The organism is Streptomyces malaysiensis subsp. malaysiensis (assembly GCF_040653035.1).
GTDB lineage: Bacteria > Actinomycetota > Actinomycetes > Streptomycetales > Streptomycetaceae > Streptomyces > Streptomyces malaysiensis.
Genome location: NZ_JBEZNG010000007.1, coordinates 274,877 through 297,340 on the forward strand (window position 1 = coordinate 274,877; position 22,464 = coordinate 297,340).

Consider the following 22,464-nt stretch of genomic DNA (forward strand, 5'->3'; position numbering starts at 1 on the left):
CGAGGTCCGTTACAGGGATGGGTGAGCATTCACGATGACGACGTCCGTTGAACCGGGTTCCGGTACCGAAATTTCGCAGCCGCCATTGAGTCTCGGCACGGCGGCCGCGCGGAATCTGGCGACGACGACCAAATCCGTTCCGCAAATGCAGGGCGTCACCTCCCGGTGGCTGCTGCGCATGCTGCCGTGGGTGCAGGTTCCGGGCGGTTCCTACCGGGTGAACCGCCGGGCGTCCCACACCCTCGGCGACGGCCGGGTGGAGTTCACCACCACCGGGTCCGCGGTGCGGGTCATCCCGGTCGAGCTGCGCGAGCTGCCGCTGCTGCGCGGTTTCGAGGACACCGCGGTGCTCGGGGCCCTGGCGGACCGCTTCGCCCAGCGGGAGTTCGCGCCCGGCGATGTGCTCGTGGAGGCCGGGCGCCCGGCCGATGAGCTCCTCCTCATCGCCCACGGCAAGGTCGACAAGGTGACCGAGGGCGCCTTCGACGAGCCCTCGGTGGCCGGCTCGGCCGCCGGAGGCGACCACATCGGCGAGCCGGAGCTGACCGCCGCCGAGGCGGGCGCCTGGGGCTTCACGGTCAAGGCCGTGACGTCCTGCACGGTGCTGGCCCTGCCCCGGCAGGAGTTCGAGGAGCAGCTGGACCGCTCACCGGGGCTGCGGGCGCATGTGGAGGGGGTGCGCTCGGCGCCGGAGACCGAGCGGAACGAGCACGGGGAGTCGGCCATCGCGCTGGCCTCGGGCCACTCGGGCGAGCCGGTCCTGCCGGGCACCTTCGCGGAGTACGAACTGGCGCCGCGCGAGTACGAGCTGAGCGTGGCCCAGACCGTGCTGCGCGTCCACACCCGCGTCGCCGACCTCTACAACGAACCCATGAACCAGGTCGAGCAGCAACTCCGCCTCACCATCGAAGCCCTGCGCGAACGCCAGGAACACGAGCTCATCAACAACCCCGGGATCGGCCTGCTGCACAACGCCGACCTCTCCCAGCGCATCCACACCCGCAGCGGGCCTCCCACCCCCGACGACCTCGACGCGCTGCTGGCCACCGTGTGGAAGGACCCGGGGCTGATCCTGGCGCATCCGCGCGCCATCGCGGCGATCGGCCGCGAGTTCAACAGCCGTGGCATCTCCCCGCAGCCCGCGGAGGTGAACGGGCACGCGATCCCGGCCTGGCGGGGCGTGCCCATCTTCCCGTGCAACAAGATTCCGGTGACCCGCAGCGGGGTGAGCTCGATTCTCGTGCTGCGCACCGGGGAGGAGAACCAGGGGGTCATCGGACTGCACCGCACCGGAATTCCCGACGAATACCAGCCGAGCCTCTCGGTGCGGTTCATGGGAATCAGCGAGCAGGCCATCATCTCGTATCTCGTCAGCGCCTACTATTCCGCGGCCGTGCTCGTCCCGGACGCGCTCGGAATTCTGGAGAACGTGGAAATCGGGCTCTGACATCCGCCGGACCTGGCCCATGGCCTTCGCATACCTTCCCGAAGATCTACCGAAATGAGTGATGAGCACATATGACCACCTCCGTGGAGTCCGGTGAGCAGCCGCTGAGTCTGGGCACGGCCGCCGCACGGAATCTGGCGACCACCACCAAGTCCGTTCCGCAGATGCAGGCCATCTCCTCCCGGTGGCTGCTGCGCGTCCTCCCCTGGGTCCAGGTGTCGGCCGGTACGTACCGGGTGAACCGCCGGCTGACGTACACGGTCGGGGACGGGCGGGTGGAGTTCATCACCACCGGATCACAGGTGCGGGTCATCCCGCCGGAGCTGGGCGAGCTGCCGGCGCTGCGCGGCTTCGGGGACACCGCCGTGCTGGAATCACTGGCCGACGGCTGTGTCCAGCGCGAGTACGCGCCCGGGGATGTGCTGGTGGAGGCCGGGCGCCCGGCCGACCAGGTGTATCTGATCGCCCATGGCAAGGTCCGTCAGATCGCCCCCGGCGCCTATGACGAGGGCAGCACGATGGCGGTGCTGGCCGACGGGGAGTACTTCGGCGACGCGGTCCTGACCGGTCCGGAGGACTCCTGGGAGTTCACCGTCCGGGCCGTCACCCGGACCACGGTGCTCACCCTCCCCCGCCGCGTCATCCAGGAGGCCGCCGACCGTTCCGCGTCGCTGCGCGACCATCTCCAGGGGCTCTCCGAGCGGACCGCGCCCGCTCAGAACCGGCGCGGTGAAGCCGATATCGCCGTCGCGTCCGGCCACTCGGGCGAGCCGGTGCTGCCGGGCACCTTCGTGGACTACGAACTGGCGCCGCGCGAGTACGAGCTGAGCGTGGCCCAGACCGTGCTGCGCGTCCACACCCGCGTCGCCGACCTCTACAACGAACCCATGAACCAGGTCGAGCAGCAACTCCGCCTCACCATCGAAGCCCTGCGCGAACGGCAAGAGCACGAGCTCATCAACAACCCCGAAATCGGCCTGCTGCACAACGCCGACCTCTCCCAGCGCATCCACACCCGCAGCGGCCCGCCCACCCCCGACGACCTCGACGAGCTGCTGACACGGCGCCGCAAGACCCAGTACCTACTGGCGCATCCGCGCACCATCGCCGCGTTCGGGCGCGAATGCAGCGACCGTGGTCTGTATCCGCAGGGCGTCGAGGTGGCCGGGGTCGCGGTGCGGGCCTGGCGCGGCGTTCCGCTGCTGCCCTGCAACAAGATCTCGGTGAGCGAGTCCGGCACCAGCTCCATCCTGGCGATGCGTACCGGGGAGGAGAGCCAGGGGGTCATCGGTCTGCATCAGACCGGTATCCCGGATGAGTACGAGCCCAGTCTGAACGTCCGGTTCATGGGCATCAGCGAGCAGGCCGTGACGTCCTATCTGGTCTCCGCCTACTACTCGGCGGCGATTTTGGTGCCCGACGCGCTCGGTGTGCTGGAGGACGTCGAGATCGGCCGCTGAGCCCGGCCGGGGCGCCACTGAGCCCGGCCGGGACAAGGACCGGTCACCGCGGGCGTGGTTCAGGGACGGACGCTGCTGACCACGTCCGCGGTGGCTGCGAGCCCCTCGGAGATGGTGGGGGCCACGCTGCTGCTCGCCAGGTAGAAGCCCAGCGTCACACAGACCAAGGCGTGCGAGATGCGCAGTCCGCCGCTGCGGAGAAAGACCACCGCGAGGATCAGAAGCAGCAGGACCACGGAGATGGAAATGGCCATGGGGAGCCTCCTCGGCCACTACGGAGCATCGGAATCCGGCCGTCAGTGTGGCCCAGAATCGCTCCTTGACCGCCACCACCTGGTGCTCCATACGGGTGCCGATCTGCTGTGCGGTTACTCCCCGGCGGTCGCCCTCCGCGATGAGCGGGCGCGGCGGGCCCTCTCCGATATCGCGTCGGCCCCCGTTCCGCGATCACGTCGCCGGTGATCGCGGAGCGGGGGCGGTTCGGCGGGCTCGGCGGACCCGGCCCGTAAGTCGGTGAGGGCGAGCCGTCAACCAGCGGGCGTGGCCCGTCAGCCCGTAGGGGCGGCCAGGTCCACCAGCCCGGCGAGCGCCTGCCGGTGGCGGCCGGGGGTGCCCAGCGCGATCTCATCGGCCTTGGCCCGCTTGAGATACAGATGCGCCGGGTGCTCCCAGGTCATGCCGATGCCGCCGTGCAGCTGGACGCACTCCTCGGCCGCGCGCACCGCCACCTCGGCGCAGTGCGCCTGGGCCACGGCCACCGCGACCGGTGTGTCCGGGCTGTCCGTGGCCAGTGCGTCGGCCGCGTACCGGGCGGTGGCGCGGGCCGAGACCAACTCCAGCCACAGCGCGGCCATACGGTGCTTGAGCGCCTGGAACGAGCCGATGGGGCGCCCGAACTGATGGCGCTCCTTGGTGTGGCGGACCGTCTCGGTCAGACACCATTCGGCCACGCCCAGCTGTTCGGAGGCGAGCAGTCCGGCACCGGTCAGCAGCGCCCGGCCGATGGCCGCCGCGGCCCGGTCGGGCCCGGCCAGCCGGCGGGCGGGCGCACCGGTGAGGGTCACCGCGGCGAGTGGGCGGGTGAGGTCGAGCGAGATGAGGGGTTCGACGGTGACGCTGGTCTCGGCGGTCTCCACGGCGTACAGCCCGTATCCGTCCGCGCCGGTGGCGGGGACGAGCAGCACATCGGCGCCCGCGGCGCCCGCCACACCGGTGACCTGGCCGCTGAGCGTTCCGTCGCCATCGGCCCGTACGGTCGCGGCGGGCGCGCCGGGGGCACCGGCCGCGGTGGACAGCGGCACCGCGAGGGCGCCCACCGAGCGGCCCTCGGCGAGCGCGCCGAGCAGCCGGGCCACGGCCTCCTGGTCGGTGTCGCAGCCGAGCAGGGCACCGGCGGCGAGGACCGCGCTGGTGAGGTAGGGCACCGGGGCGACGGCGCGGCCGAGCTCCTCCATCACGACCGCCGCCTCGCGCGCGGTCGCGCCCTGGCCGCCCAGCTTGTCCGGCACCAGCAGCCCCGCGGTGCCCATCTCGGTGCCCAGCGCACGCCACAGCGCGATGTCGTGGGCCCGGCCGCTCTCGGCCTCGGAGAGCACCGCGGCGGGCGGGCGGCGGTCGGTGAGCAGCGACCGTACGGCCGCGCGCAGATCGTCCTCCGCCTCGGAGTAGAGCAGGTCCGGGGTGCTCATCGGGGCAGGTCCTTCCACGGGACGTCCTTGTCGGTGCGGGGCTCGGGCGGCAGGCCCAGGACGCGTTCGGCGATGATGTTGAGCAGCACCTCAGAGGTGCCGCCCTCGATGGAGTTGCCCTTGGCGCGCAGATAGCGGTAGCCGGCCTCGCGCCCGGTGAAGTCCACCAGTTCGGGGCGGCGCAGCGTCCAGTCGTCGTAGAGCAGCCCCTCTTCGCCCAGCAGCTCGACCTCCAGCGCGCTGATGTGCTGGTTGAGGCGGGCGAAGGCGAGTTTCATGGCCGAGCCCTCGGGGCCTGGCTGGCCCACCGCGAGCTGCTGGCGCAGCCGCTCGCCCGCGAGCCGGGCCACCTCGGACTCCGTCCACAGCCGCAGCAGCCGCTGGTGGAGGTCGTGGGTGCGCAGTTCGGGCCGCTCCCGCCAGACGCCGGCGACCAGGCCGATCATGCCGCCCTCGCGGGGGATCCGGCCGCCGCCGATGGCGACCCGCTCGTTCATCAGGGTGGTCTGGGCGACTCGCCAGCCCTCGCCGATCTCACCGAGCCGCCAGCTGTCGGGGATCCGCACACCGGTGAGGAAGACCTCGTTGAACTCCGCCTCGCCGGTGATCTGGCGCAGTGGCCGCACCTCGACGCCGGGGTCGGTCATATCGCAGATGAAGTAGCTGATACCACGGTGTTTGGGCTGGTCGGGGTCGGTGCGGGCGATGAGGATGGCCCAGCGGGCGAGATGGGCGCTGGACGTCCAGACCTTCTGCCCGTCGACCACCCAGTCCTCGCCGTCGCGCACGGCCCGGGTGGCCAGGGCCGCGAGGTCGGATCCGGCGCCGGGCTCGCTGAACAGCTGGCACCACACCTCCTCGCCGGTCCACAGCGGGCGCAGCAGCCGCTGCCGCTGCTCGTCGGTCCCATAGCCGAGGATGGTGGGGGCGGCCATGCCCAGGCCGATGCCGATGCGGCGCGGGTCGTTGTCGGGCGCGCCCGCGGCCTCCAGTTCGGCGTCGACGACGGCCTGGAGTGAGCGCGGGGCGTCCAGGCCGCCGAGTCCGGCCGGGTAGTGCACCCAGGCGAGCCCGGCGTCGAAGCGGGCGCGCAGGAAGTCCAGGCGGTCGGTGGTGGCGGGCGGGTGGGCGTCGAGGAGCTCGCCGACGCGGCGGCGCAGCTCGTCGGCGTCCACGGTGGCGTGCTGACCGGTGGTGCTCATCGGGCCGCTCCGTCGGCCTGCCCGGGGACGACCACCACACGGCCGGTGGTCACGCCGTCGGCGACGCGCTGTACGGCCTCGGCCGCGCCCGTCATCGGTACGCGCTCGCTGACCAGCGGTTTGACGGTGCCCTGTGCGGCCAGCTTGGTCAGCTCCTCGTGGCAGGCGCGGATCGCGGCCGGGTCGTGGGTGTTGTACAGGCCCCAGTGGAGGCCGAGGATGGCGTAGTTCTTGACCAGGGCGTGGTTGAGGGCGGCCTGGGGGATGACGCCGCTGGCGAAGCCGACGACCACGATGCGGCCCTCGAAGGCGACGCACCGGACGGACTTGACGAAGGCGTCGCCGCCGACCGGGTCGTAGACGACGTCCACGCCGCGTCCGCCGGTGGCCTCCTTGACGGCCGCCACGATGTCGTCGGCGCGCCGGTCGAGCACGAGGTCACAGCCGAGCTCACGGGCGACCCGGGCCTTGTCCTCGCCGCCGACGACGCCGATCACGGTCGCCCCGGCCGCCTTGCCGAGCTGGACGGCGGCGCTGCCGACCCCGCCCGCGGCGGCGTGCACCAGGAGCGTCTCGCCGGACTGGAGGCGGGCCCTGCGGTGCAGGGCGAACCAGGCGGTCTGGTAGCCGATGTGCAGCGCGGCGGCCTCGGCGTCGTCCAGGGCGTCGGGCGCGGGCAGCGCGGCGTCCGCCGCCACGGGCACCAGCTCGGCGAAGCCGCCCGCGGGGAGCATGGGCGTGGCCAGGACCCGGGAGCCCAGCTCGCCCTCGGCGCCCTCGCCGACGGCGACGACCTCGCCGCACACCTCGACGCCGGGGGTGAACGGCAGGGGCGGCCGCACCTGGTACTGGCCGCGGCACAGCAGGGCGTCGGGGAAGTTGACGTTGACGGCCCGGACCCGCAGGAGAAGCTGTCCCGGTCCCGCCTCGGGGTCCGGCACCTCGTCGAGGCGCATGACCTCACCCGGCTCGCCATTGTCGTGCACTCGCCATGCCTGCATCCGGTGGCCTCCACAAACGGATCGTCGGGACGCGGTACCCGCGCCGGATCGAACATACTAACCAGTCGGTACGACAAGGGGAACCGTCACCGCCGTCAGCCATCCTGACCTGCCCGTCCGGCGGTGGATGAACTCCTGTGCAACTCTGGAGGCACCCTTGAGCCCGGCGCGTCGGCAGGTAAAGAGTGGACGGCGACATATCGACTCGTTTCCCAGCGAGTCGTTGCCGTAACGGGACGGGAGATGACGACTGTGCCCGACAACAAGGCGCTCAGCGAGGCCGAGATGGAGGCCAGGCTGCACGGCATCTGTTTCAAGACCGGGCCGCCTCGCCGCACCGGCGTCGAGCTCGAATGGTTCCTGTACGACCCGCACGACCCCGCACGACCCATCGAGGCGGCCCGGCTCGAAGCCGCGGTCACCGCCCTGCGCGGACTGCCACTGCGGTCCGCCATCACTTTCGAACCCGGCGGCCAGGTGGAGCTCAGCTCCCTTCCGGCCGACTCCCTCACCGCGTGTGTGGAGTCCGCCGCCGCCGATCTGGTTCTCGTACGTTCCCTCCTCACCGGGCTCGGCCTCGGCCTCGCCGGTCATGGACACAACCCCTGGCACCCACCGAGACGGTTCCTCACCACGCCCCGGTACGAGTGCATGGAGACCTACTTCGACCGCCGGGGACCGGCCGGGCGCTCCATGATGTGCAGCACCGCCTCGGTGCAGGTCTGCGTGGACGCGGGGCATGAGGAGCCCGGACCGCTCGGCATGGCACGGCGCTGGCGGCTGGCCCATCTGCTGGGCGCGGTGCTGACCGCCGCGTTCGCCAACTCACCGCTGCGCCAGGGCCGCCCCACGGGCTACCGCTCCACCCGGCAGGCGCTGTGGACGGCGATGGACCCCGGCCGCACCCATGCCCCCGCCGACGGCGGGGATCCCCGCACGGCCTGGGCCCACTACGTGCTGGACGCGCCCGTGATGGCCATCCGGGACGAGGAGGCGCCCTGGACGGTGCCGTTCGGGGTGACCTTCCGCCAATGGGCCCGGACGGGGCTGCCCCGGCCGCCCACCCACGACGACCTCGACTTCCACGTCTCCACGCTCTTTCCCCCGGTGCGCCCGCGCGGCCATCTGGAACTGCGCATGATCGACGCGCAGAGCGGTGACGACGGATGGATCGTGCCGCTCGCCGTGACGGTCGCGCTCTTCGACGACGCACAGGCTGCCGAAACGGTTTATCGCGTGGTGAAGCCGCTGGGCGAGACGGCGGGCGCGCGCCCCGCACCGGGCAATCCGCTGTGGCGCGCCGCGGCCCGCCACGGGCTGGCCGACCCCGAGCTGCGCACCGCCGCCGTCAGCTGCTTCACCACGGCGCTGGAGGCGCTGCCCCGTATCGGCGCCTCCCCCGCCATCACCGCCGCCGTCGCCGCCTTCACCGACCGCTATGTGGTCCGCGGCCGGTGTCCCGCCGACGATCTACTCGCTCCTCTCACCGGTAAGGAGGGACGGTCATGACCGCCCCCGATTCCGAGCTCACCATCGATCCCGAGGCCCTGCGCCTGCGCGCCGAGAAGGCGCTGCGCACCGCGCGCGACCGCACCCACACCCTCACCTCGTGCGTGGACGAGCACGACCTCACCGCCCAGCACTCCCCGCTGATGTCCCCGCTGGTCTGGGATCTGGCGCATATCGGCAACCAGGAGGAGCAGTGGCTGCTGCGCGCGGTCGGCGGACGTGACGCCCTGCGCCCGGAGATCGACTCGATCTACGACGCCTTCGAGCATCCGCGTGCCGAGCGGCCCACCCTGCCGCTGCTGGCGCCCGCCGAGGCCCGCGGCTATGTGCACGAGGTGCGCGGCCGGGTGCTGGACATCCTGGAGCGGATCGAGCTGCGCGGCGCCCCGCTGGTCGACGCGGGCTTCGCCTTCGGCATGATCGCGCAGCATGAGCAGCAGCACGACGAGACGATGCTGATCACCCACCAGCTGCGCCGGGGACCCGCCGCGCTCACCGCCCCGCCGCCGCCCGGCCCGGCGGACGGCGAGACGCTGCCCGAGGAGGTGCTGATACCGGGCGGCCCGTTCGCCATGGGCACCTCGACCGAGCCATGGGCCCTGGACAACGAGCGGCCCGCGCACCACCGGCTGGTCCCGGCCTTCCACATCGACACCACGCCGGTGACCAACGGCGGATATCTGCGGTTCATCGAGGACGGCGGCTACACCGAGCGGCGCTGGTGGACGGCCGAGGGCTGGGCGTACATCCAGGAGCACGGCCTCGCCGCGCCGCTGTTCTGGCGGCGCGAGGGCGGGCAGTGGCTGCGGCGGCGGTTCGGGGTGACGGAGCCGGTGCCCTCCGAGGAGCCGGTGGTGCATGTGAGCTGGTACGAGGCGGACGCCTACGCCCGCTGGGCGGGGCGGCGGCTGCCGACCGAGGAGGAGTGGGAGAAGGCCGCCCGCCACGACCCGGAGAGCGGCCGGTCCCGGCGCTATCCGTGGGGCGACGCCGATCCCACCCCCGACCGGGCCAACCTCGGCCAGCGCCATCTGCGGCCCGCACCGGCCGGAAGCTATCCGCTCGGCGCCTCCCCGCTGGGGGTGCGGCAGCTGATCGGCGATGTGTGGGAGTGGACCGCGAGCGACTTCCTGCCGTACCCGGGGTTCCGTGCCTTCCCGTACCGCGAGTACTCGGAAGTCTTCTTCGGCCCGTCGCACAAGGTGCTGCGCGGCGGCTCCTTCGCGGTGGCCGAGGTCGCCTGCCGGGGCACGTTCCGCAACTGGGACCTGCCGGTCCGGCGCCAGATCTTCTCCGGTTTCCGCACCGCCCGGGACGCGTCCTGATGTGCCGGCATCTGGCGTACCTCGGACCGCCGGTCCCCATCGGCGACGTGGTCATGGCGCCCCCGCACAGCCTGTTCCGGCAGTCGTGGGCGCCCCGGCGGCAGGCGCACGGCACGGTCAACGCCGACGGGTTCGGCGTCGGCTGGTACGCACCGGGCGACCCGGTGCCCGCGCGCTACCGCCGCGCCGGGCCCATCTGGGGCGATCTGTCGTTCGCCGACCTCGCCCGCGTGGTGCGGACCGGGGCGCTGATGGCCGCGGTGAGGGACGCCACCGAGGCGAGCGCGGACGGCGAGGCGGGTGCCTCGCCGTTCGCCTCCGGGACATGGCTGTTCAGCCACAACGGGGCGATCCGCGACTGGCCGCACTCGGTCGCGGACCTCGCCGCCGCACTGCCGCCCGCGGATCTGCTCGGCCTGGAGGCGCGGTGCGACTCGGCGTTCGTCTGGGCGCTGTTGCTGCACCGGCTGCGGCTGGGCCACGAGCCCGCGGAGGCGCTGGCCGAGACCGTCGAGGGGTTCGCCGGCGCCTCCCCCGGCTCCCGGCTCAATCTGCTGCTCATGGACGGGGAGACCATCGCCGCCACCGCCTGGGGCGACACGCTGTGGTACCTGGCCGAACCGGACCGGGGCGTGGTGGTCGCCTCCGAACCGTACGACCAGGACCCGGGCTGGACGGAGGTCCCCGACCGCACCCTGCTCACCGCCACCCGCACCGATGTACTGCTCACCGCACTCAAGGAGGCTTCCCGTTGAGCCCCTTCACCGTCACCCGCACCCTGCCCGCCGATGCCACCACGGCCGCGCTGCGCGCCGATGTGGCCGACGGGCTGACCAGCACCCCCAAACAGCTTCCGCCCAAGTGGTTCTACGACGCCCGGGGAAGCGCGCTGTTCGAGGAGATCACCCGGCTGCCCGAGTACTACCCCACCCGCGCCGAGCGGGAGATCCTCGTCGCCCGCGCGGCGGAGATCGCCCACGCCACCGGGGCCCGCACCCTTGTCGAACTGGGCTCCGGCTCCTCCGAGAAGACCCGCCACCTGATCCGGGCGCTGCCGGATCTGCGCGTCTACGTCCCCGTCGACGTGAGCGAGAGCGCGCTGGAGCTGGCCGGGCAGGCCCTGCTGGCCGAACATCCACGGCTGACGGTGCATGCGCTGGTGGCCGACTTCATGAACGGGCTGGCACTGCCCGACGACACCCCGGGGCCGAGGCTGCTGGCCTTCCTCGGCGGCACGATCGGCAATCTGCTCCCGGCGGAGCGGGCGGCCTTCTTCGCCTCGGTGAGCGAGCTGCTCGCGCCCGGCGACGCGCTGCTGCTCGGCACCGACCTGGTCAAGGACGAGGCCACCCTGGTCGCCGCCTACGACGACGTCCAGGGGGTCACCGCGGCGTTCAACAAGAACGTGCTGACGGTGCTCGGCCGTGAGCTGGGCGCCGACCTCGACCCCTCCGATTTCGACCATGTGGCGGTGTGGAACGCCGAGGAGGAGTGGATCGAGATGCGGCTGAGGGCCCGTAAGGACCTCACCGCGAAGATCCCGGCCATGGATCTCGCGGTCCATTTCACGGCCGGGGAGGAGGTCCGTACGGAGGTGTCCGCCAAGTTCCGGGAGGAGAAGGTGCGGGCCGAACTGGCCGCCGCGGGAATGGAGTCGCGGCGCTGGTGGACCGATGCGGAGGGCCGCTTCGCGGTGTCGCTCGCCGTGCGCCGGTAACGCTCGGCGGGACGCGCCGCACGCCGTCGCCCGGGGCGCAGGACCCGGGCGGCGGCTCCTTTACGGTCATCTGTCCGCCCGCCGGAGCCCTTACGGCGGGCACGGGCTGGACCCCGCGCCGCCCTGCGGCCCGGGCCGCGGCTGCGCGGGGTGCGCGCGGACACCGTCCGCGCCCGAGCGTACGCCGGGGCGGGCCGGTCACCCTGCGTCCCGCTCGAACCACCGACGGAAATGATGTGATGCACATCACATCGACGGAACAGGGCCGCAGCACAGCGCGCTGCGGCCCTCGTTCCAGGAGAACTCCCTCTTGTTGCGCCCAAATCGGCCCCCTTATCTTTGGCCCGCCCGGCAGCGCGCCGCACCCGGCAGCACGAGAAGGAGCCGTCCATGCCCTTACGGGGACGCCACCGCCGTTACAAGCCCAACCGCATCTCCCGTGCGTCGCTGAGCGTCACGGCGGGCGGCGCCGGAATCGCCCTTCCACTCATCGGCGCCGCGGGCGCGTCCGCGGCCTCGGGCGAGACCTGGGACAAGGTGGCCCAGTGCGAGTCCACCGACAACTGGGACATCAACACCGGCAACGGCTTCTACGGCGGGCTCCAGTTCACACAGAGCACATGGGAGGCGTACGGCGGCACGGCCCATGCGGTGCGGGCCGATCTGGCCACCAAGGACCAGCAGATCGCGATCGCGGAGAAGGTGCTCGACGGCCAGGGTCCCGGCGCATGGCCGGTGTGTTCGGCGAAGGCCGGTCTGACGCGGGACGACGCGGCACCGCGGACCGCACCGAAGGTCGTCAAGGCGTCCACCGCCCCGGCCAAGAAGGCACAGCGGCCCGAGAAGGCCCGGCCCGCGGCGGCGAACAAGCCCACGCCCACCAGCCTGCCGGGACAGTCCTCCACGAAGTCCGGCCGCTATGTGGTCGTCAGCGGCGACTCGCTGTCCGGCATCGCCGACAGCCACGACGTCTCCGGCGGCTGGAAGGCGCTCTACGAGAGCAACCGCAAAACGATCGGCGGCGATCCGGATCTGATCTACCCCGGTCAGAAGCTCTCCCTCAAGGGCGGTAAGGCCACCGCCAAGCCCAAGGCGGAACCCGAACACCACAAGGCCGAGCCGAAAGCCAAGCCGAAGCCCGCGCCGCGCCCGAAGGCCGAGAAGCCCCAGCCCAGCCGGGAGCGGAACACCAAGCCCGTCGTCTCCTCGGGCTTCACCGCCCCCGTCAGCGGCATAAGCCCGAGCACCGCCTACCGTGCGGCCGGCTCCAGTTGGTCCAGCGGCTATCACACGGGCGTCGACTTCCCCGTGGGCATCGGCACCTCGGTCAAGGCCGTGGGCTCGGGCCAGGTGGTCTCGGCGGGCTGGGGCGACGCGTACGGCTATCAGGTGGTCATCCGGCACCCGGACGGCAAGTACAGCCAGTACGCCCATCTCTCACAGCTGTCGGTGCGCTCCGGGCAGAGCGTCAACGGCGGCCAGCAGATCGGCCGTTCCGGCTCGACGGGAAACGCCACCGGACCGCATCTCCACTTCGAGATCCGCACCGGCCCCGGCTACGGCTCGGACATCAATCCCCTCGCCTATCTGCGGGCACACGGCGTCAGCCTCTGATCCGGCGCCCGGGTGCGAGCCGGGGCAGGCGGGCGAACCGTGCGCCTCTGGTGAGCGTCGTGGCGACCATATGCCCGGAAACCCCGCCCAGCCCCGCCCCCGGATGAGTGGACGCGCCGATGTGCCAGAGCCCGCGGATCCCGGTCGCATGCCGTCCGGAGGCGGGCAGGGGACGCCAGACAAAGCTCTGGTCGAGTTCGGCGGAACCGCCGTACGGGTCGCCGTCGACCGCGTTGGGGTTCCGCCGGGCGAGGTCCGGGGGCGCGATGACATCGACGGCGAGCACCTTGCCGGGCAGATCCGGGGCGTGCCCGGCGATCCGGCTCAGCACCCGGTCGGCGTAGCCGCGGGCCAGGGCCGGAGTCCAGCCCTGAGCGGTGTCCAGTTCACCGGCCGCGTCCCCGCGTGGTGCGAACGGCACGTCCTGCAACTGGAGCCATAGCGCGGCGGCCCCGGGCGGCACCCGGCCGGGGTCCAGCACGTACTGCTGCCCGACGACCACCGTGGGCCGCCGGGGCAGCAGCCCCGCCTCGGCCTCGGCGCAGGCGATACCGGTGCTGCCCGAACCGTCGGACAGATGCACGAGCGGGACGGTGTTCAGCCGCGCGTCGCGCCAGCCAGGCGGCCCGGACAGCGCCACATGGATCTGCATCGCGGCACGGCCGTAGCGGAATCGCCGCGCCTCGTCCCGCACTTCGGGGTCGACCGAACCCTCCGGGAGGAGGGTGCCGTACAGGGCGGTGGGAGTCACCGAGGCGAGGACCGCGCGACGGGCGCGGAAGACCCGGCCGCCGGCCGCCACTCCTACGGCACGCCCCCGCTCGACGAGGATGCGGTCGACCCGGGTGCCGGTCTCCACCCGTACGCCCGTCGCCGTCAGCAGCGACCTGAAGGCGTCGAGGAACCGGCCCGCTCCCCCGGCCACCACCGGAACCCCGGCTCCATGCAGGGTGGCGGCGAGCAGCGGCAGCAGGAACCCGCCCGACGCATGGTCCGGCGCCAGCCCCGCGTGCAGCAGCCACGGGGCGAAGAGATGGTCCACCTCGTCCCCGCGGAACCCCGCGCGGGTGTATCCACGACCGCTGGTGGCCACCGAGCGCACCCACCCCTCGACGCCCTGCCGCCCGCCGCCGCGCAGCAGGGCCACCGCGGGGCGGAAGAGGGCCGGCGAACGGAGCTCACCGCCCATCAGGCCGCCGATCGCCGCCATGTTGCCGCCCAGCCGGCCGAGCGCGGCCAGATACGCACCCCTGTCCGCTTCATGCGCGAAACCCGCGGCGGTGCGCTCCGGATCGCGGTGCGCCAGCGTGACCCGGCCGTCGTCGGCCACGCTGGCGGTGACCCACTCATCGGTGTTGCGGTACTCCAGCCCATGCCGGCGCAACAGCTCCCCCAGCCGGGCGAACGCCGGGCCCGAGACGAACAACGGATGCCATGAGGAGTAGGTGTCATGGAGATAGCCGGGCAGGGTGCGCTCCTCGGTCGCGATGAACCCGCCGATGTCCTGTTCGCGCTCCACCAAGACGACGGACCATCCGGCCAGACCCAGTTCGGCCGCGGCGACGAGGCCGTTGACACCGGACCCGACGACGACGGCATCCGCCTCGGCCATCCGGCACCCCTCCTACTCTCGCGAGATGAGCGATTTCGCCCATTTTCATCTGAGTGCAGATCATATGCGAAGGATGTGTTCCAGGGCAGTTGTTGACGGGATGGCCGGGGACCGCCTGTATCCTGCTGATCATGCCGCCCGTCCCGTCCTCGCAGCCGGGCCGCGTGCCATCCGTCGGCCAGAGCGGTCTCCTCACCGAGCGCATCGCGCGTCAGCTGGAGCACGACATCCGCTCGGGTGCGCTCGCGGTCGGGACCAAGCTGCCGTCCGAGCGCGAGCTGGCCGCTCAGTTCGGATCCAGCCGGAATGTGGTGCGGGAGGCGTTGCGGCGGCTGGAGGCACAGCGGCTGATCGAGGTCGCGCCCGGCCGCGGTTCGTTCGTGCGCGAGCAGACGTCGGGGCAGGTCCGCGGGTACGACGCGCTGTACCGGGCGGGACGTCCCACCGTGCGGCAGCTCATCGAGGCGCGGGTGCCGCTGGAGGTGGAGACGGTCCGGCTGGCGACGACGCGGGCGACGGAGGACGACCTCGCGGCGATGCGGGCGGCGAACGTCGCGCTGGAGTCCTCCTCGGACGTCGTCGCCAAGGCACGGGCCGACCTGGCCTTCCACGACGCCATCGCGACGGCGAGCGGCAACCCCGTGCTGCGCATCATGCTCTCGTCCATCAGCGGGATGATGTTCGAGATGATGCTGCGGTCGAACTCCGACCCCACCATCGGCGAACCCGGGGTGCCGCACCATCCGGAGATCCTGGAGGCCATCGAGGCGCGCGATGTCGAGCTGGCCCGCCGGCGGATGCGAGAACACCTGACGCTGGCCCTGCGCACCTACGGCAAGGACCTCGACGTACAGGTGGACGTCATGGCGCGGCACCACATCGAAGCCCTTCTCGCCGGTCCCGAGGGCCGAGCGCAGGGCTGAGCGCCCCGCCGGAGGTGCCCTGACCCGCCGTCGATCGTCCGCGGCGCCGTCGTGGCCGGTCGCGCCCGCGCGGCGGAGCCGCACATCGACCGCGGCCCCGCACCCCTTCGGGGCGCGACCTCAGCCGCGCACCGCCGCCAGGCACTCGTCGTACAGATCCATGATGTCGCCCTTGCCGTCGCCCGCGACCCATGTCATCGACGCGGCATCCAGGCATGCGAACGCCGTCGCGAGCACCGCGCGGGCCCTCGGATCCGCGCCGCCGCCGGCGGTGCCCATACGCGCCTCGACGAGCGGCAGCAGGTCCTCCTGGAACCGCAGCCGCTTCTCGAGCCAACCGGCGCGCAGCGAGGCGGTGTTGTGCAGAAGACGGAACCGCTCCAGGGCCTGTGCGCGACTGTCGTGCAGGGCCTGTACGGCGGCGATCCCCGCGCGCAGGGCCTCCCAGACATCGACGTCGGCGGGCTGTTCGCCGACCGTGTCCGTCAGGACTTGACCGAACCGGTCCTGATCGCCGCCGAGAAGGTCCTCCTTGGTGCCGAAGTAGCGGAAGAGGGTGCGCTGGGAGACACCGGCCTCCCGGGCGATCTGGGCGATGGTCGTCTCGTCGTAGCCCTGCTCGGTGAACAGACGCAGAGCCGTCGCGAGGATCTCCTGGGAGGCCAGCTGACGCGTCCGGTCCCACAGCGTGGCCGGTGCGCCCGCCGCCGTCTTGGCTTCCTGCTTCATAGCACCAGGTTAGCCCAGCACTGCCAGACCGGCACTCACAGCACGGTTGGCAGTCGCTGCCAGACTGTCGTACGCTGCCAAAAGGTGCTCGGCGCGGCACAGCCCGCCGCCCCACGGCCCGGAACCGCTCACCGATCACCCCCACCTCCCGGATCCACGCCAAGGAGCGCATCATGTCCGCACCCACAGCCTTGATCACCGGTGGAACCAGCGGCATCGGCAAGGCGACCGCCGAACTGCTCCACTCCCGCGGCCACCGCGTCATGGTCACCGGCGTCAGCGGCCTCTCGGACACCGGACTCCCCGAGGACGTCACGGTCGTCCGGGCCGACGCACGGTCCCTGCCGGACATCGACCGTGCGGTGGAGCAGGCACGCCGCCAGTTCGGCTCCCTCGACCTGCTCTTCCTCAACGCGGGCATCTCCCGCCCCGGCCCGATCGAGTCAACCGACGAAGCCGCCTTCGACGCCCTCTTCGACATCAACGTCAAGGGCACCTTCTTCACCCTGCAAAAGGCGCTCCCGCTCCTCGGCGAGGGCGCCTCCGTCGTGTTCACCGTGGGCGCCGGCGAAGGGATCGGAGCCGCCATGACGGCCGCCAAGGGCGCGCTGTTGCCGCTCATGCGGTCCCTCGCGCTCGAACTCGCCCCCCGCCGTATCCGTGTCAACGCCGTCAGCCCGGGAATGATCGACACCCCCGTCTACCGCAGGATGGGCGTCTCCCGGGACATGCTCGAATCCTGGGCTCGGGACGTCCCGCTCGGCCGCGTCGGCGCTCCCGCCGATATCGCCGAAGCCGTGGCCTTCCTCGCCTCGGACGCGGCCGGCTACATCACCGGCGACAACCTCGTCGTCTCCGGAGGCATCGGCGTCCACTCCCGCCCCTGACACGCGGTTCCGCGCTCGGCCCCGGCCGGGAGACATTCACCGGGTCCGGCCTGTGGCCTTCGTGAGGCGTCGCCGATACGCCCACACAGCGGTGGGGGCCCCGCGCATTCGGCCGATCACGGCCGTGTCGGGGCCGCAGTTCCCGCGCTCGGGACGGGATGTGTGCGCAGATGGGCCCTGGTGTCCGGCGATGACCGAGGTGGGCTGTGGTGAGTGCGTCGACGCTTCCTTCGGCCGAGGGAGCCGTGATCGGCACGGACGGGTTGGCCGCTCTGGTCGACGTTCTGCGGGCCCGCGGCTACACGGTGGTCGGCCCCACTGTGCGGGACGGCGCCATCGTCCTGACGGAGCTGGAATCCGCGGCTCAACTGCCGTACGGATGGGGTGTGGACCTCGATGCCGGGCAGTACCGGCTGCGGTCGCGTACGGATGGCGCGGCCTTCGCCAACGCGGCCGGTCCGCAATCGTGGAAGACGTTTCTGCACCCCGCCCGGGTCCGCCAGTGGACGGCCGAACGCACGGGCGGAGAGCTGGTCATCGAGGCGGACGACACCACGCCTCCCCGCTTCGCCTTCCTCGGTGTCCGCTCCTGCGATCTGCGGGCCATCGCGGTCCAGGACCGCGTGCTCACCGCGGGGCCGCACCGCGACCCGGTCTACGGGGGCAGGAGGTCCGGGGCGTTTCTGGTGGCGGTCGAGTGCACCGAACCCGGTGGGACCTGTTTCTGCGTCTCGATGGGCACGGGACCGGCGGCCGGACCCGGCTATGACCTGGTGCTGACCGAGCTGGTCGACGACGAGGGGCACCGGTTCTGGATCCGCGGTGGCAGCGCGGAGGGGGCCGAGATCCTGGCGGAGCTGTCCGGGGAACCGGCCTCCGAGGCCGTCTGCCAGGCCGCCACGGGCGCCGTCGCGGCCGCCGCCGAGCGGATGGGCCGCACGATGCCGGACACCGATCTGCGGCGGCTGATGGCCCGGACGCTTGAGGCGCCCCGCTGGGACGACGTCGCCTCCCGATGCCTGACCTGCGGCAACTGCACGATGGTGTGTCCCACCTGCTTCTGCACCACGACCGAGGATGTCACCGATCTGACCGGGGACCACGCCGAGCGCTGGCGGGTCTGGGACGTCTGCTTCGACCTGGACTTCTCCTATCTGCCGGGCGGCCCGGTCCGCGCCTCGCCGCGCAGCCGCTACCGGCAGTGGCTCACCCACAAACTGGGCACCTGGTACGACCAGTTCGGGTCGTCGGGGTGTGCGGGATGCGGCCGGTGCGTCGTCTGGTGTCCGGTCGCCATCGACATCACCGAGGAGGCCGCGGCCTTGTACGACTGGACCCGGCGTGCGGAGGAGGAGCCACGATGACCGGGTGGCCACTGCTGCTGGACACCCTTCCGCAGGTCCAGCGGGACCGGCTGTTCGCGCTCGCCGACGAGCGGGACTTCCACGCGGGCAGCACCCTGTTCGACGAGGGCGGCGTGGCCGACCGGTTCTGGCTGATCCGCTCCGGCGAGGTCGCCCTGGATGTGTACGTTCCCGGGCGCCGGGCCCAGGTGGTGGAGACCCTCGGGCCGCGGCAGCAGCTCGGCTGGTCGTGGATCTTCCCACCGTACCGCTGGCATCTGGGCGCTCGGGCGTTGGGAGCGGTGCGGACCTGGGAGTTTCCCGCGGCCGAGGTGCGTGAGCTGTGCATGGCCGACACGGAGCTCGGCTACGAGCTGATGCTGCGGTGTGCGGCGCTGATCGCCGACCGGCTCCAGGCCACCCGATTGCGGTTGCTGGACCTGTACACGCCGCATGGAAGCGTCCCGTCGTGACCACCGTGCCCCTGCCCTACCGGGTGGCCGCCGTCTCGGCGGAGACCGCGGACTGTGTGTCGCTCGAGGTGGCGCCGGTGGGGCGGGCACTGCCGGAGTTCTCTCCGGGTCGGTTCGCCATGGTGTACGCCTTCGGCGCCGGTGAGGTGCCGATCTCGGTCAGCGCGATCGGTGACGGCCACCGTCTGACGCACACCGTGCGCGCGGTCGGCGCGGTCACCGGCGCGCTGTGCCGGCTCAGGGCGGGGGACGCGGTCGGCCTGCGGGGCCCCTACGGCGTCGGCTGGGATCTCGGCGCGGCGGCCGGGTCCGACGTCCTGGTGGTCGCCGGCGGCATCGGGCTGGCCCCGCTGCGCCCGGTGGTGCGCCATGTGCTCGACCACCCAGGGCACTACGGCCGGCTCAACGTGCTGATCGGGGCCCGCACGCCCCAGGATCTGCTCTACGGGGAGGAGCTGGAGCGCTGGCGGCGCGCCTCGGCGCGGGTGGAGGTGACCGTCGACCGGCCCGGTCCCGGCCGGCGTGGCAGCGTGGGCGTGGTCACCACTCTGCTGGACCGGGTCGACTGGCGCCCGGATCGGACCGAGGCGCTGCTCTGCGGCCCCGAGGTGATGATCCGGCACACCGCCGGGGCGCTGCTCGACCGCGGCCTCCCCGCGCAGCGGGTCCAGGTGTCGCTGGAGCGGAACATGCGCTGCGGCACCGGCCACTGCGGTCACTGTCAGCTCGGGCCGCTGCTGCTGTGCCGGGACGGCCCGGTGGTCGGCTACGACCGCACCCGGCCCCTGCTCGCCGTGCGGGAGCTGTGAGATGGACTCCGACGACCGCCCCACCCTCGCCGTGTGGAAGTTCGCCTCGTGCGACGGCTGCCAGCTGACCCTGCTCGACTGCGAGGACGAACTGCTGCCGCTCACCGGCCGGCTGCGCATCGCGCACTTCCTGGAGATGTCCACCGCGGAGGACGCGCGGGAGCCGGCCACGCTCGCGGGGACCGGACCGTACGACCTCTCCCTGGTGGAGGGGTCCGTCACCACGGCCGAGGATGTGCGGCGCGTCCACCACATCCGGCGGATCTCCCGCCGCCTGGTCACCATCGGGGCCTGTGCCACCGCGGGCGGCGTCCAGGGCCTGCGCAACTTCGCGGACGTCGAGGAGTTCCGCGCCGCGGTGTACGCCAGCCCGGAGTACATCGCCACGCTGGCCACCTCCACCCCTATCTCGGCGCATGTGCCGGTCGACTTCGAGCTGCGCGGCTGCCCGATCGACCGCGGTCAGCTGCTGGAGGTGATCACCGCCTTTCTGGCCGGGCGGAAGCCGAACATCCCCGGCCACAGCGTCTGCTTCGAGTGCAAGCGGCGCGGCACGACCTGTATCACCGTCGCGCGGGGCGTCCCCTGTCTGGGGCCGGTCACCCACGCCGGATGCGGTGCCCTCTGTCCCGCCTACGGACGCGGCTGCTACGGCTGCTTCGGGCCGGTCGCCCACCCCAACCTGGAGTCCATGGTGCGCCAGCTGCGGCACGACGGCATGGCCGGGCGGGACATCGTGCGGGTCTTCCGCACCTTCAACGCGGCCTCGCCCGAATACGGTCCCGTCCCCGGGCTCGCCGCCCAGGAGTCCACCGAGCCCCCGGCGGAGGAAGAACGCCGATGAGCCACCGCGGATCCCGCGTCCTGCGGCTGGACGCACTCGCCCGGGTGGAGGGCGAGGCCGCCCTCCATCTGACCGTGCACGACCGGACGGTGGCCGAGGCGCAGTTGCGCATCTATGAGCCGCCACGCTTCTTCGAGGCGTTCCTCGTCGGTCGCGGCCATGGCGAGCCACCCGACATCACCTCGCGGATCTGCGGAATCTGCCCGGTCGCGTACCAGATGACCGCATGCCAGGCCATCGAGCGGGCCTGCGGGGTGACGGTCGACGGACCGCTCGCCGAACTGCGGCGGCTGCTCTACTGCGGCGAATGGATCGAGAGCCAGTCCCTGCACATCCATCTGCTGCACGCCCCCGACTTCTTCGGCCACCCCAGCGCCGTGGAACTCGCCCGCGAGCACCGTGGGGCCGTGGAACGCGGCCTGCGGATCAAACAAGCGGGCAACGCCATCATGGAGCAGCTCGGCGGCCGCGCCATCCACCCGATCAACGTCCGCCTCGGCGGCTTCTACCGCGTACCCGCCCCGGCCGAACTCGCCCCGCTGGCCGAGCGGCTTCGCCGGGCCCATGACGACGCGCTGGAGACCGTGCGCTGGGTGGCCGGCTTCGACTTCCCCGATGCCGACTACGACGGCCCGCTGCTGGCGATGCGCGACCCCGGCCGGTACGCCATCGACTCCGGAACCCCGGCCGTCATGGCCGCGGGGGCCGGCTCGGACGGCGCCCCCGTGCGGGGGTTTCCGGTGGCGGAGTTCGAGCGGCATGTGGTGGAACGGCAGGTCCCCCACTCGACCGCCCTGGTGTCCGAGCTGGACGGCCACCACTATCTGACCGGCTCACTGGCCAGGTACGCGGTCAGCGGACGGTGGCTCCACCCCTCGGCCCTCGACGCCGCGCGGGCGGCGGGGCTCGGCGATCCGGCCACCGGAGCGGTGTGCCGCAACCCGTTCCGGAGCATCGTCGTCCGTGCCGTCGAGGTGGCCCACGCCGTGGCCGAGGCGCTGCGGATCATCAACGCCTACGAGCCGCCCTCCCGGCCGTACGTCGCGGTGCCACCGCGCCCGGCGACCGGATGCGCGGCCACCGAGGCGCCGCGCGGGCTGCTCTACCACCGCTACGCCATGGCCGCCGACGGCACCCTCACCCTCGCCCGTATCGTGCCGCCCACCGCCCAGAACCAGGCCGCCATCGAGTACGACCTCCGCCGCCAAGTGCAGTCCCGTCTGGACGCACCCGGCGAGCCGGCCGGCGACGAGGAGCTGACCGCGCTGTGCGAGCGGGCCGTCCGCAACCATGACCCGTGCATCTCCTGTTCCGCGCACTTCCTGGATCTGACGGTGGAGCGCGGATGACGGGCCGGGTGGTGGTCATCGGCGTGGGCAATCCGTTCCGCCGGGACGACGGAGCCGGCCCGGCCATCCTCGAGGCGCTGCGCGCCGACCCGCCGAAGGACACGCTGCTGGCCGACAGCGACGGTGAGCCCGGGCGGATGCTCGGCCTGTGGCGCCCTCAGGACGCCGTGGTCGTGGTCGAGGTGGTGCACGCGCATCCCGGCCGGCCGGGGCGGCTGCACACCCTGACGGCGGAGCGGGCCGCGCGCTGCGCCGCACGCTCCGCCAGTACCCACGCCCTCGGGCTCGGTGAGACGTTCGCCCTGGCCGCGGCGCTCGACCGGATGCCCCGGGAGCTCACCGTGCACGCCGTCGAAGGGGCCGATTTCCGCCTCGGGTGCGGGCTCAGCCCACCCGTGGCCGACGCGCTCCCCCACTTGCTCCGCCAGGTGACCGGGGCCATCGCCGACGCTCACGACCTCCTCCGGCACACGGGTGGCCGGCCGACCGCCCATCAGGACACCGCATAGCCGGACGGCCGCCACGGCGTCGC

The 22,464-nt window shown here is 72.4% G+C and carries 21 protein-coding genes; 15 read left to right on the forward strand and 6 right to left on the reverse strand.

Annotation, left to right across the window (positions count from 1 at the left end):
* Positions 1–34 precede the first annotated feature (34 nt).
* Together AB0E24_RS17200 and AB0E24_RS17205 are read left to right on the forward strand one after the other, a co-directional pair.
* The gene (locus tag AB0E24_RS17200) at positions 35–1,447 is read left to right on the forward strand and encodes a family 2B encapsulin nanocompartment shell protein (protein WP_359377857.1); all 1,413 of its coding nucleotides are present in this window, start codon (positions 35–37) and stop codon (positions 1,445–1,447) included.
* Positions 1,448–1,518: 71 nt separating this feature from the next.
* On the forward strand, positions 1,519–2,907 hold the full coding sequence (locus tag AB0E24_RS17205) for a family 2B encapsulin nanocompartment shell protein (protein WP_359377860.1): 1,389 nt from the start codon (positions 1,519–1,521) through the stop codon (positions 2,905–2,907).
* Positions 2,908–2,966: 59 nt separating this feature from the next.
* Here the strand turns inward: AB0E24_RS17205 and AB0E24_RS17210 are convergent, their stop codons facing one another.
* The 4 genes from AB0E24_RS17210 to AB0E24_RS17225 all read right to left on the reverse strand — a co-directional run bounded on the left by AB0E24_RS17210 (position 2,967) and on the right by AB0E24_RS17225 (position 6,798).
* Entirely contained in the window at positions 2,967–3,161 is a 195-nt protein-coding gene (locus AB0E24_RS17210) for a hypothetical protein (protein ID WP_069860708.1), read from the reverse strand.
* Between the two features lie 294 nt (positions 3,162–3,455).
* Positions 3,456–4,595, reverse strand: a complete 1,140-nt coding sequence (locus AB0E24_RS17215) for an acyl-CoA dehydrogenase family protein (RefSeq protein ID WP_079260172.1) — start codon at positions 4,593–4,595, stop codon at positions 3,456–3,458.
* The gene (locus AB0E24_RS17220) at positions 4,592–5,797 is read right to left on the reverse strand and encodes an acyl-CoA dehydrogenase family protein (protein WP_359377863.1); all 1,206 of its coding nucleotides are present in this window, start codon (positions 5,795–5,797) and stop codon (positions 4,592–4,594) included. Before AB0E24_RS17220 ends, AB0E24_RS17215 begins: the two co-directional genes overlap by 4 nt.
* Positions 5,794–6,798, reverse strand: coding sequence for an NADPH:quinone oxidoreductase family protein (locus tag AB0E24_RS17225; RefSeq protein ID WP_359377866.1), 1,005 nt, complete (start codon positions 6,796–6,798; stop codon positions 5,794–5,796). Before AB0E24_RS17225 ends, AB0E24_RS17220 begins: the two co-directional genes overlap by 4 nt.
* A 243-nt stretch (positions 6,799–7,041) precedes the next feature.
* Here AB0E24_RS17225 and egtA point away from each other — a divergent pair, with 243 nt between their 5' ends.
* From egtA to AB0E24_RS17250, 5 genes are all read left to right on the forward strand, one after another.
* Positions 7,042–8,307, forward strand: coding sequence for an ergothioneine biosynthesis glutamate--cysteine ligase EgtA (gene egtA, locus AB0E24_RS17230; RefSeq protein WP_069860704.1), 1,266 nt, complete (start codon positions 7,042–7,044; stop codon positions 8,305–8,307).
* Positions 8,304–9,632 carry an ergothioneine biosynthesis protein EgtB gene (gene egtB, locus AB0E24_RS17235; protein ID WP_251772653.1) on the forward strand — a complete coding sequence of 443 codons (1,329 nt, stop codon included), beginning with the start codon at positions 8,304–8,306 and terminating at the stop codon, positions 9,630–9,632. Before egtA ends, egtB begins: the two co-directional genes overlap by 4 nt.
* Positions 9,632–10,387, forward strand: coding sequence for an ergothioneine biosynthesis protein EgtC (egtC, locus tag AB0E24_RS17240; protein ID WP_079260168.1), 756 nt, complete (start codon positions 9,632–9,634; stop codon positions 10,385–10,387). Before egtB ends, egtC begins: the two co-directional genes overlap by 1 nt.
* On the forward strand, positions 10,384–11,349 hold the full coding sequence (egtD, locus tag AB0E24_RS17245) for an L-histidine N(alpha)-methyltransferase (RefSeq protein ID WP_069860701.1): 966 nt from the start codon (positions 10,384–10,386) through the stop codon (positions 11,347–11,349). The genes egtC and egtD overlap by 4 nt, the downstream gene beginning before the upstream one ends.
* 390 nt (positions 11,350–11,739) lie before the next feature.
* Positions 11,740–12,963 carry a transglycosylase family protein gene (locus tag AB0E24_RS17250; RefSeq protein ID WP_079260167.1) on the forward strand — a complete coding sequence of 408 codons (1,224 nt, stop codon included), beginning with the start codon at positions 11,740–11,742 and terminating at the stop codon, positions 12,961–12,963.
* Here AB0E24_RS17250 and AB0E24_RS17255 read toward each other — a convergent pair.
* The gene (locus tag AB0E24_RS17255; RefSeq protein WP_359377871.1) at positions 12,953–14,575 is read right to left on the reverse strand and encodes a phytoene desaturase family protein; all 1,623 of its coding nucleotides are present in this window, start codon (positions 14,573–14,575) and stop codon (positions 12,953–12,955) included. The genes AB0E24_RS17250 and AB0E24_RS17255 overlap by 11 nt on opposite strands.
* A 131-nt stretch (positions 14,576–14,706) precedes the next feature.
* On the opposite strand from AB0E24_RS17255, the gene AB0E24_RS17260 reads away from it, so the two are divergent.
* Positions 14,707–15,498 (forward strand): FadR/GntR family transcriptional regulator, encoded by a 792-nt coding sequence (locus AB0E24_RS17260; protein ID WP_093701714.1) that lies wholly within the window; start codon positions 14,707–14,709, stop codon positions 15,496–15,498.
* Positions 15,499–15,618: 120 nt separating this feature from the next.
* Here the strand turns inward: AB0E24_RS17260 and AB0E24_RS17265 are convergent, their stop codons facing one another.
* The gene (locus AB0E24_RS17265; RefSeq protein ID WP_359377873.1) at positions 15,619–16,227 is read right to left on the reverse strand and encodes a TetR/AcrR family transcriptional regulator; all 609 of its coding nucleotides are present in this window, start codon (positions 16,225–16,227) and stop codon (positions 15,619–15,621) included.
* A 173-nt stretch (positions 16,228–16,400) separates the two neighbouring features.
* Here AB0E24_RS17265 and AB0E24_RS17270 point away from each other — a divergent pair, with 173 nt between their 5' ends.
* From AB0E24_RS17270 to AB0E24_RS17300, 7 genes are all read left to right on the forward strand, one after another.
* Positions 16,401–17,114 (forward strand): SDR family NAD(P)-dependent oxidoreductase, encoded by a 714-nt coding sequence (locus tag AB0E24_RS17270; protein WP_174883397.1) that lies wholly within the window; start codon positions 16,401–16,403, stop codon positions 17,112–17,114.
* 206 nt (positions 17,115–17,320) lie between these two features.
* Entirely contained in the window at positions 17,321–18,478 is a 1,158-nt protein-coding gene (locus tag AB0E24_RS17275) for a 4Fe-4S dicluster domain-containing protein (RefSeq protein WP_359377876.1), read from the forward strand.
* Positions 18,475–18,930 carry a cyclic nucleotide-binding domain-containing protein gene (locus tag AB0E24_RS17280; protein WP_359377878.1) on the forward strand — a complete coding sequence of 152 codons (456 nt, stop codon included), beginning with the start codon at positions 18,475–18,477 and terminating at the stop codon, positions 18,928–18,930. Before AB0E24_RS17275 ends, AB0E24_RS17280 begins: the two co-directional genes overlap by 4 nt.
* Positions 18,927–19,739 (forward strand): FAD/NAD(P)-binding protein, encoded by an 813-nt coding sequence (locus AB0E24_RS17285; protein WP_093700651.1) that lies wholly within the window; start codon positions 18,927–18,929, stop codon positions 19,737–19,739. The genes AB0E24_RS17280 and AB0E24_RS17285 overlap by 4 nt, the downstream gene beginning before the upstream one ends.
* 1 nt (position 19,740) lies before the next feature.
* Positions 19,741–20,583, forward strand: coding sequence for an NADH-quinone oxidoreductase subunit B family protein (locus AB0E24_RS17290; protein WP_069860693.1), 843 nt, complete (start codon positions 19,741–19,743; stop codon positions 20,581–20,583).
* The gene (locus AB0E24_RS17295) at positions 20,580–21,932 is read left to right on the forward strand and encodes a Ni/Fe hydrogenase subunit alpha (protein WP_359377882.1); all 1,353 of its coding nucleotides are present in this window, start codon (positions 20,580–20,582) and stop codon (positions 21,930–21,932) included. The genes AB0E24_RS17290 and AB0E24_RS17295 overlap by 4 nt, the downstream gene beginning before the upstream one ends.
* Positions 21,929–22,441 (forward strand): hydrogenase maturation protease, encoded by a 513-nt coding sequence (locus tag AB0E24_RS17300; protein WP_359377885.1) that lies wholly within the window; start codon positions 21,929–21,931, stop codon positions 22,439–22,441. The genes AB0E24_RS17295 and AB0E24_RS17300 overlap by 4 nt, the downstream gene beginning before the upstream one ends.
* The last annotated feature ends 23 nt before the right edge of the window (positions 22,442–22,464 follow it).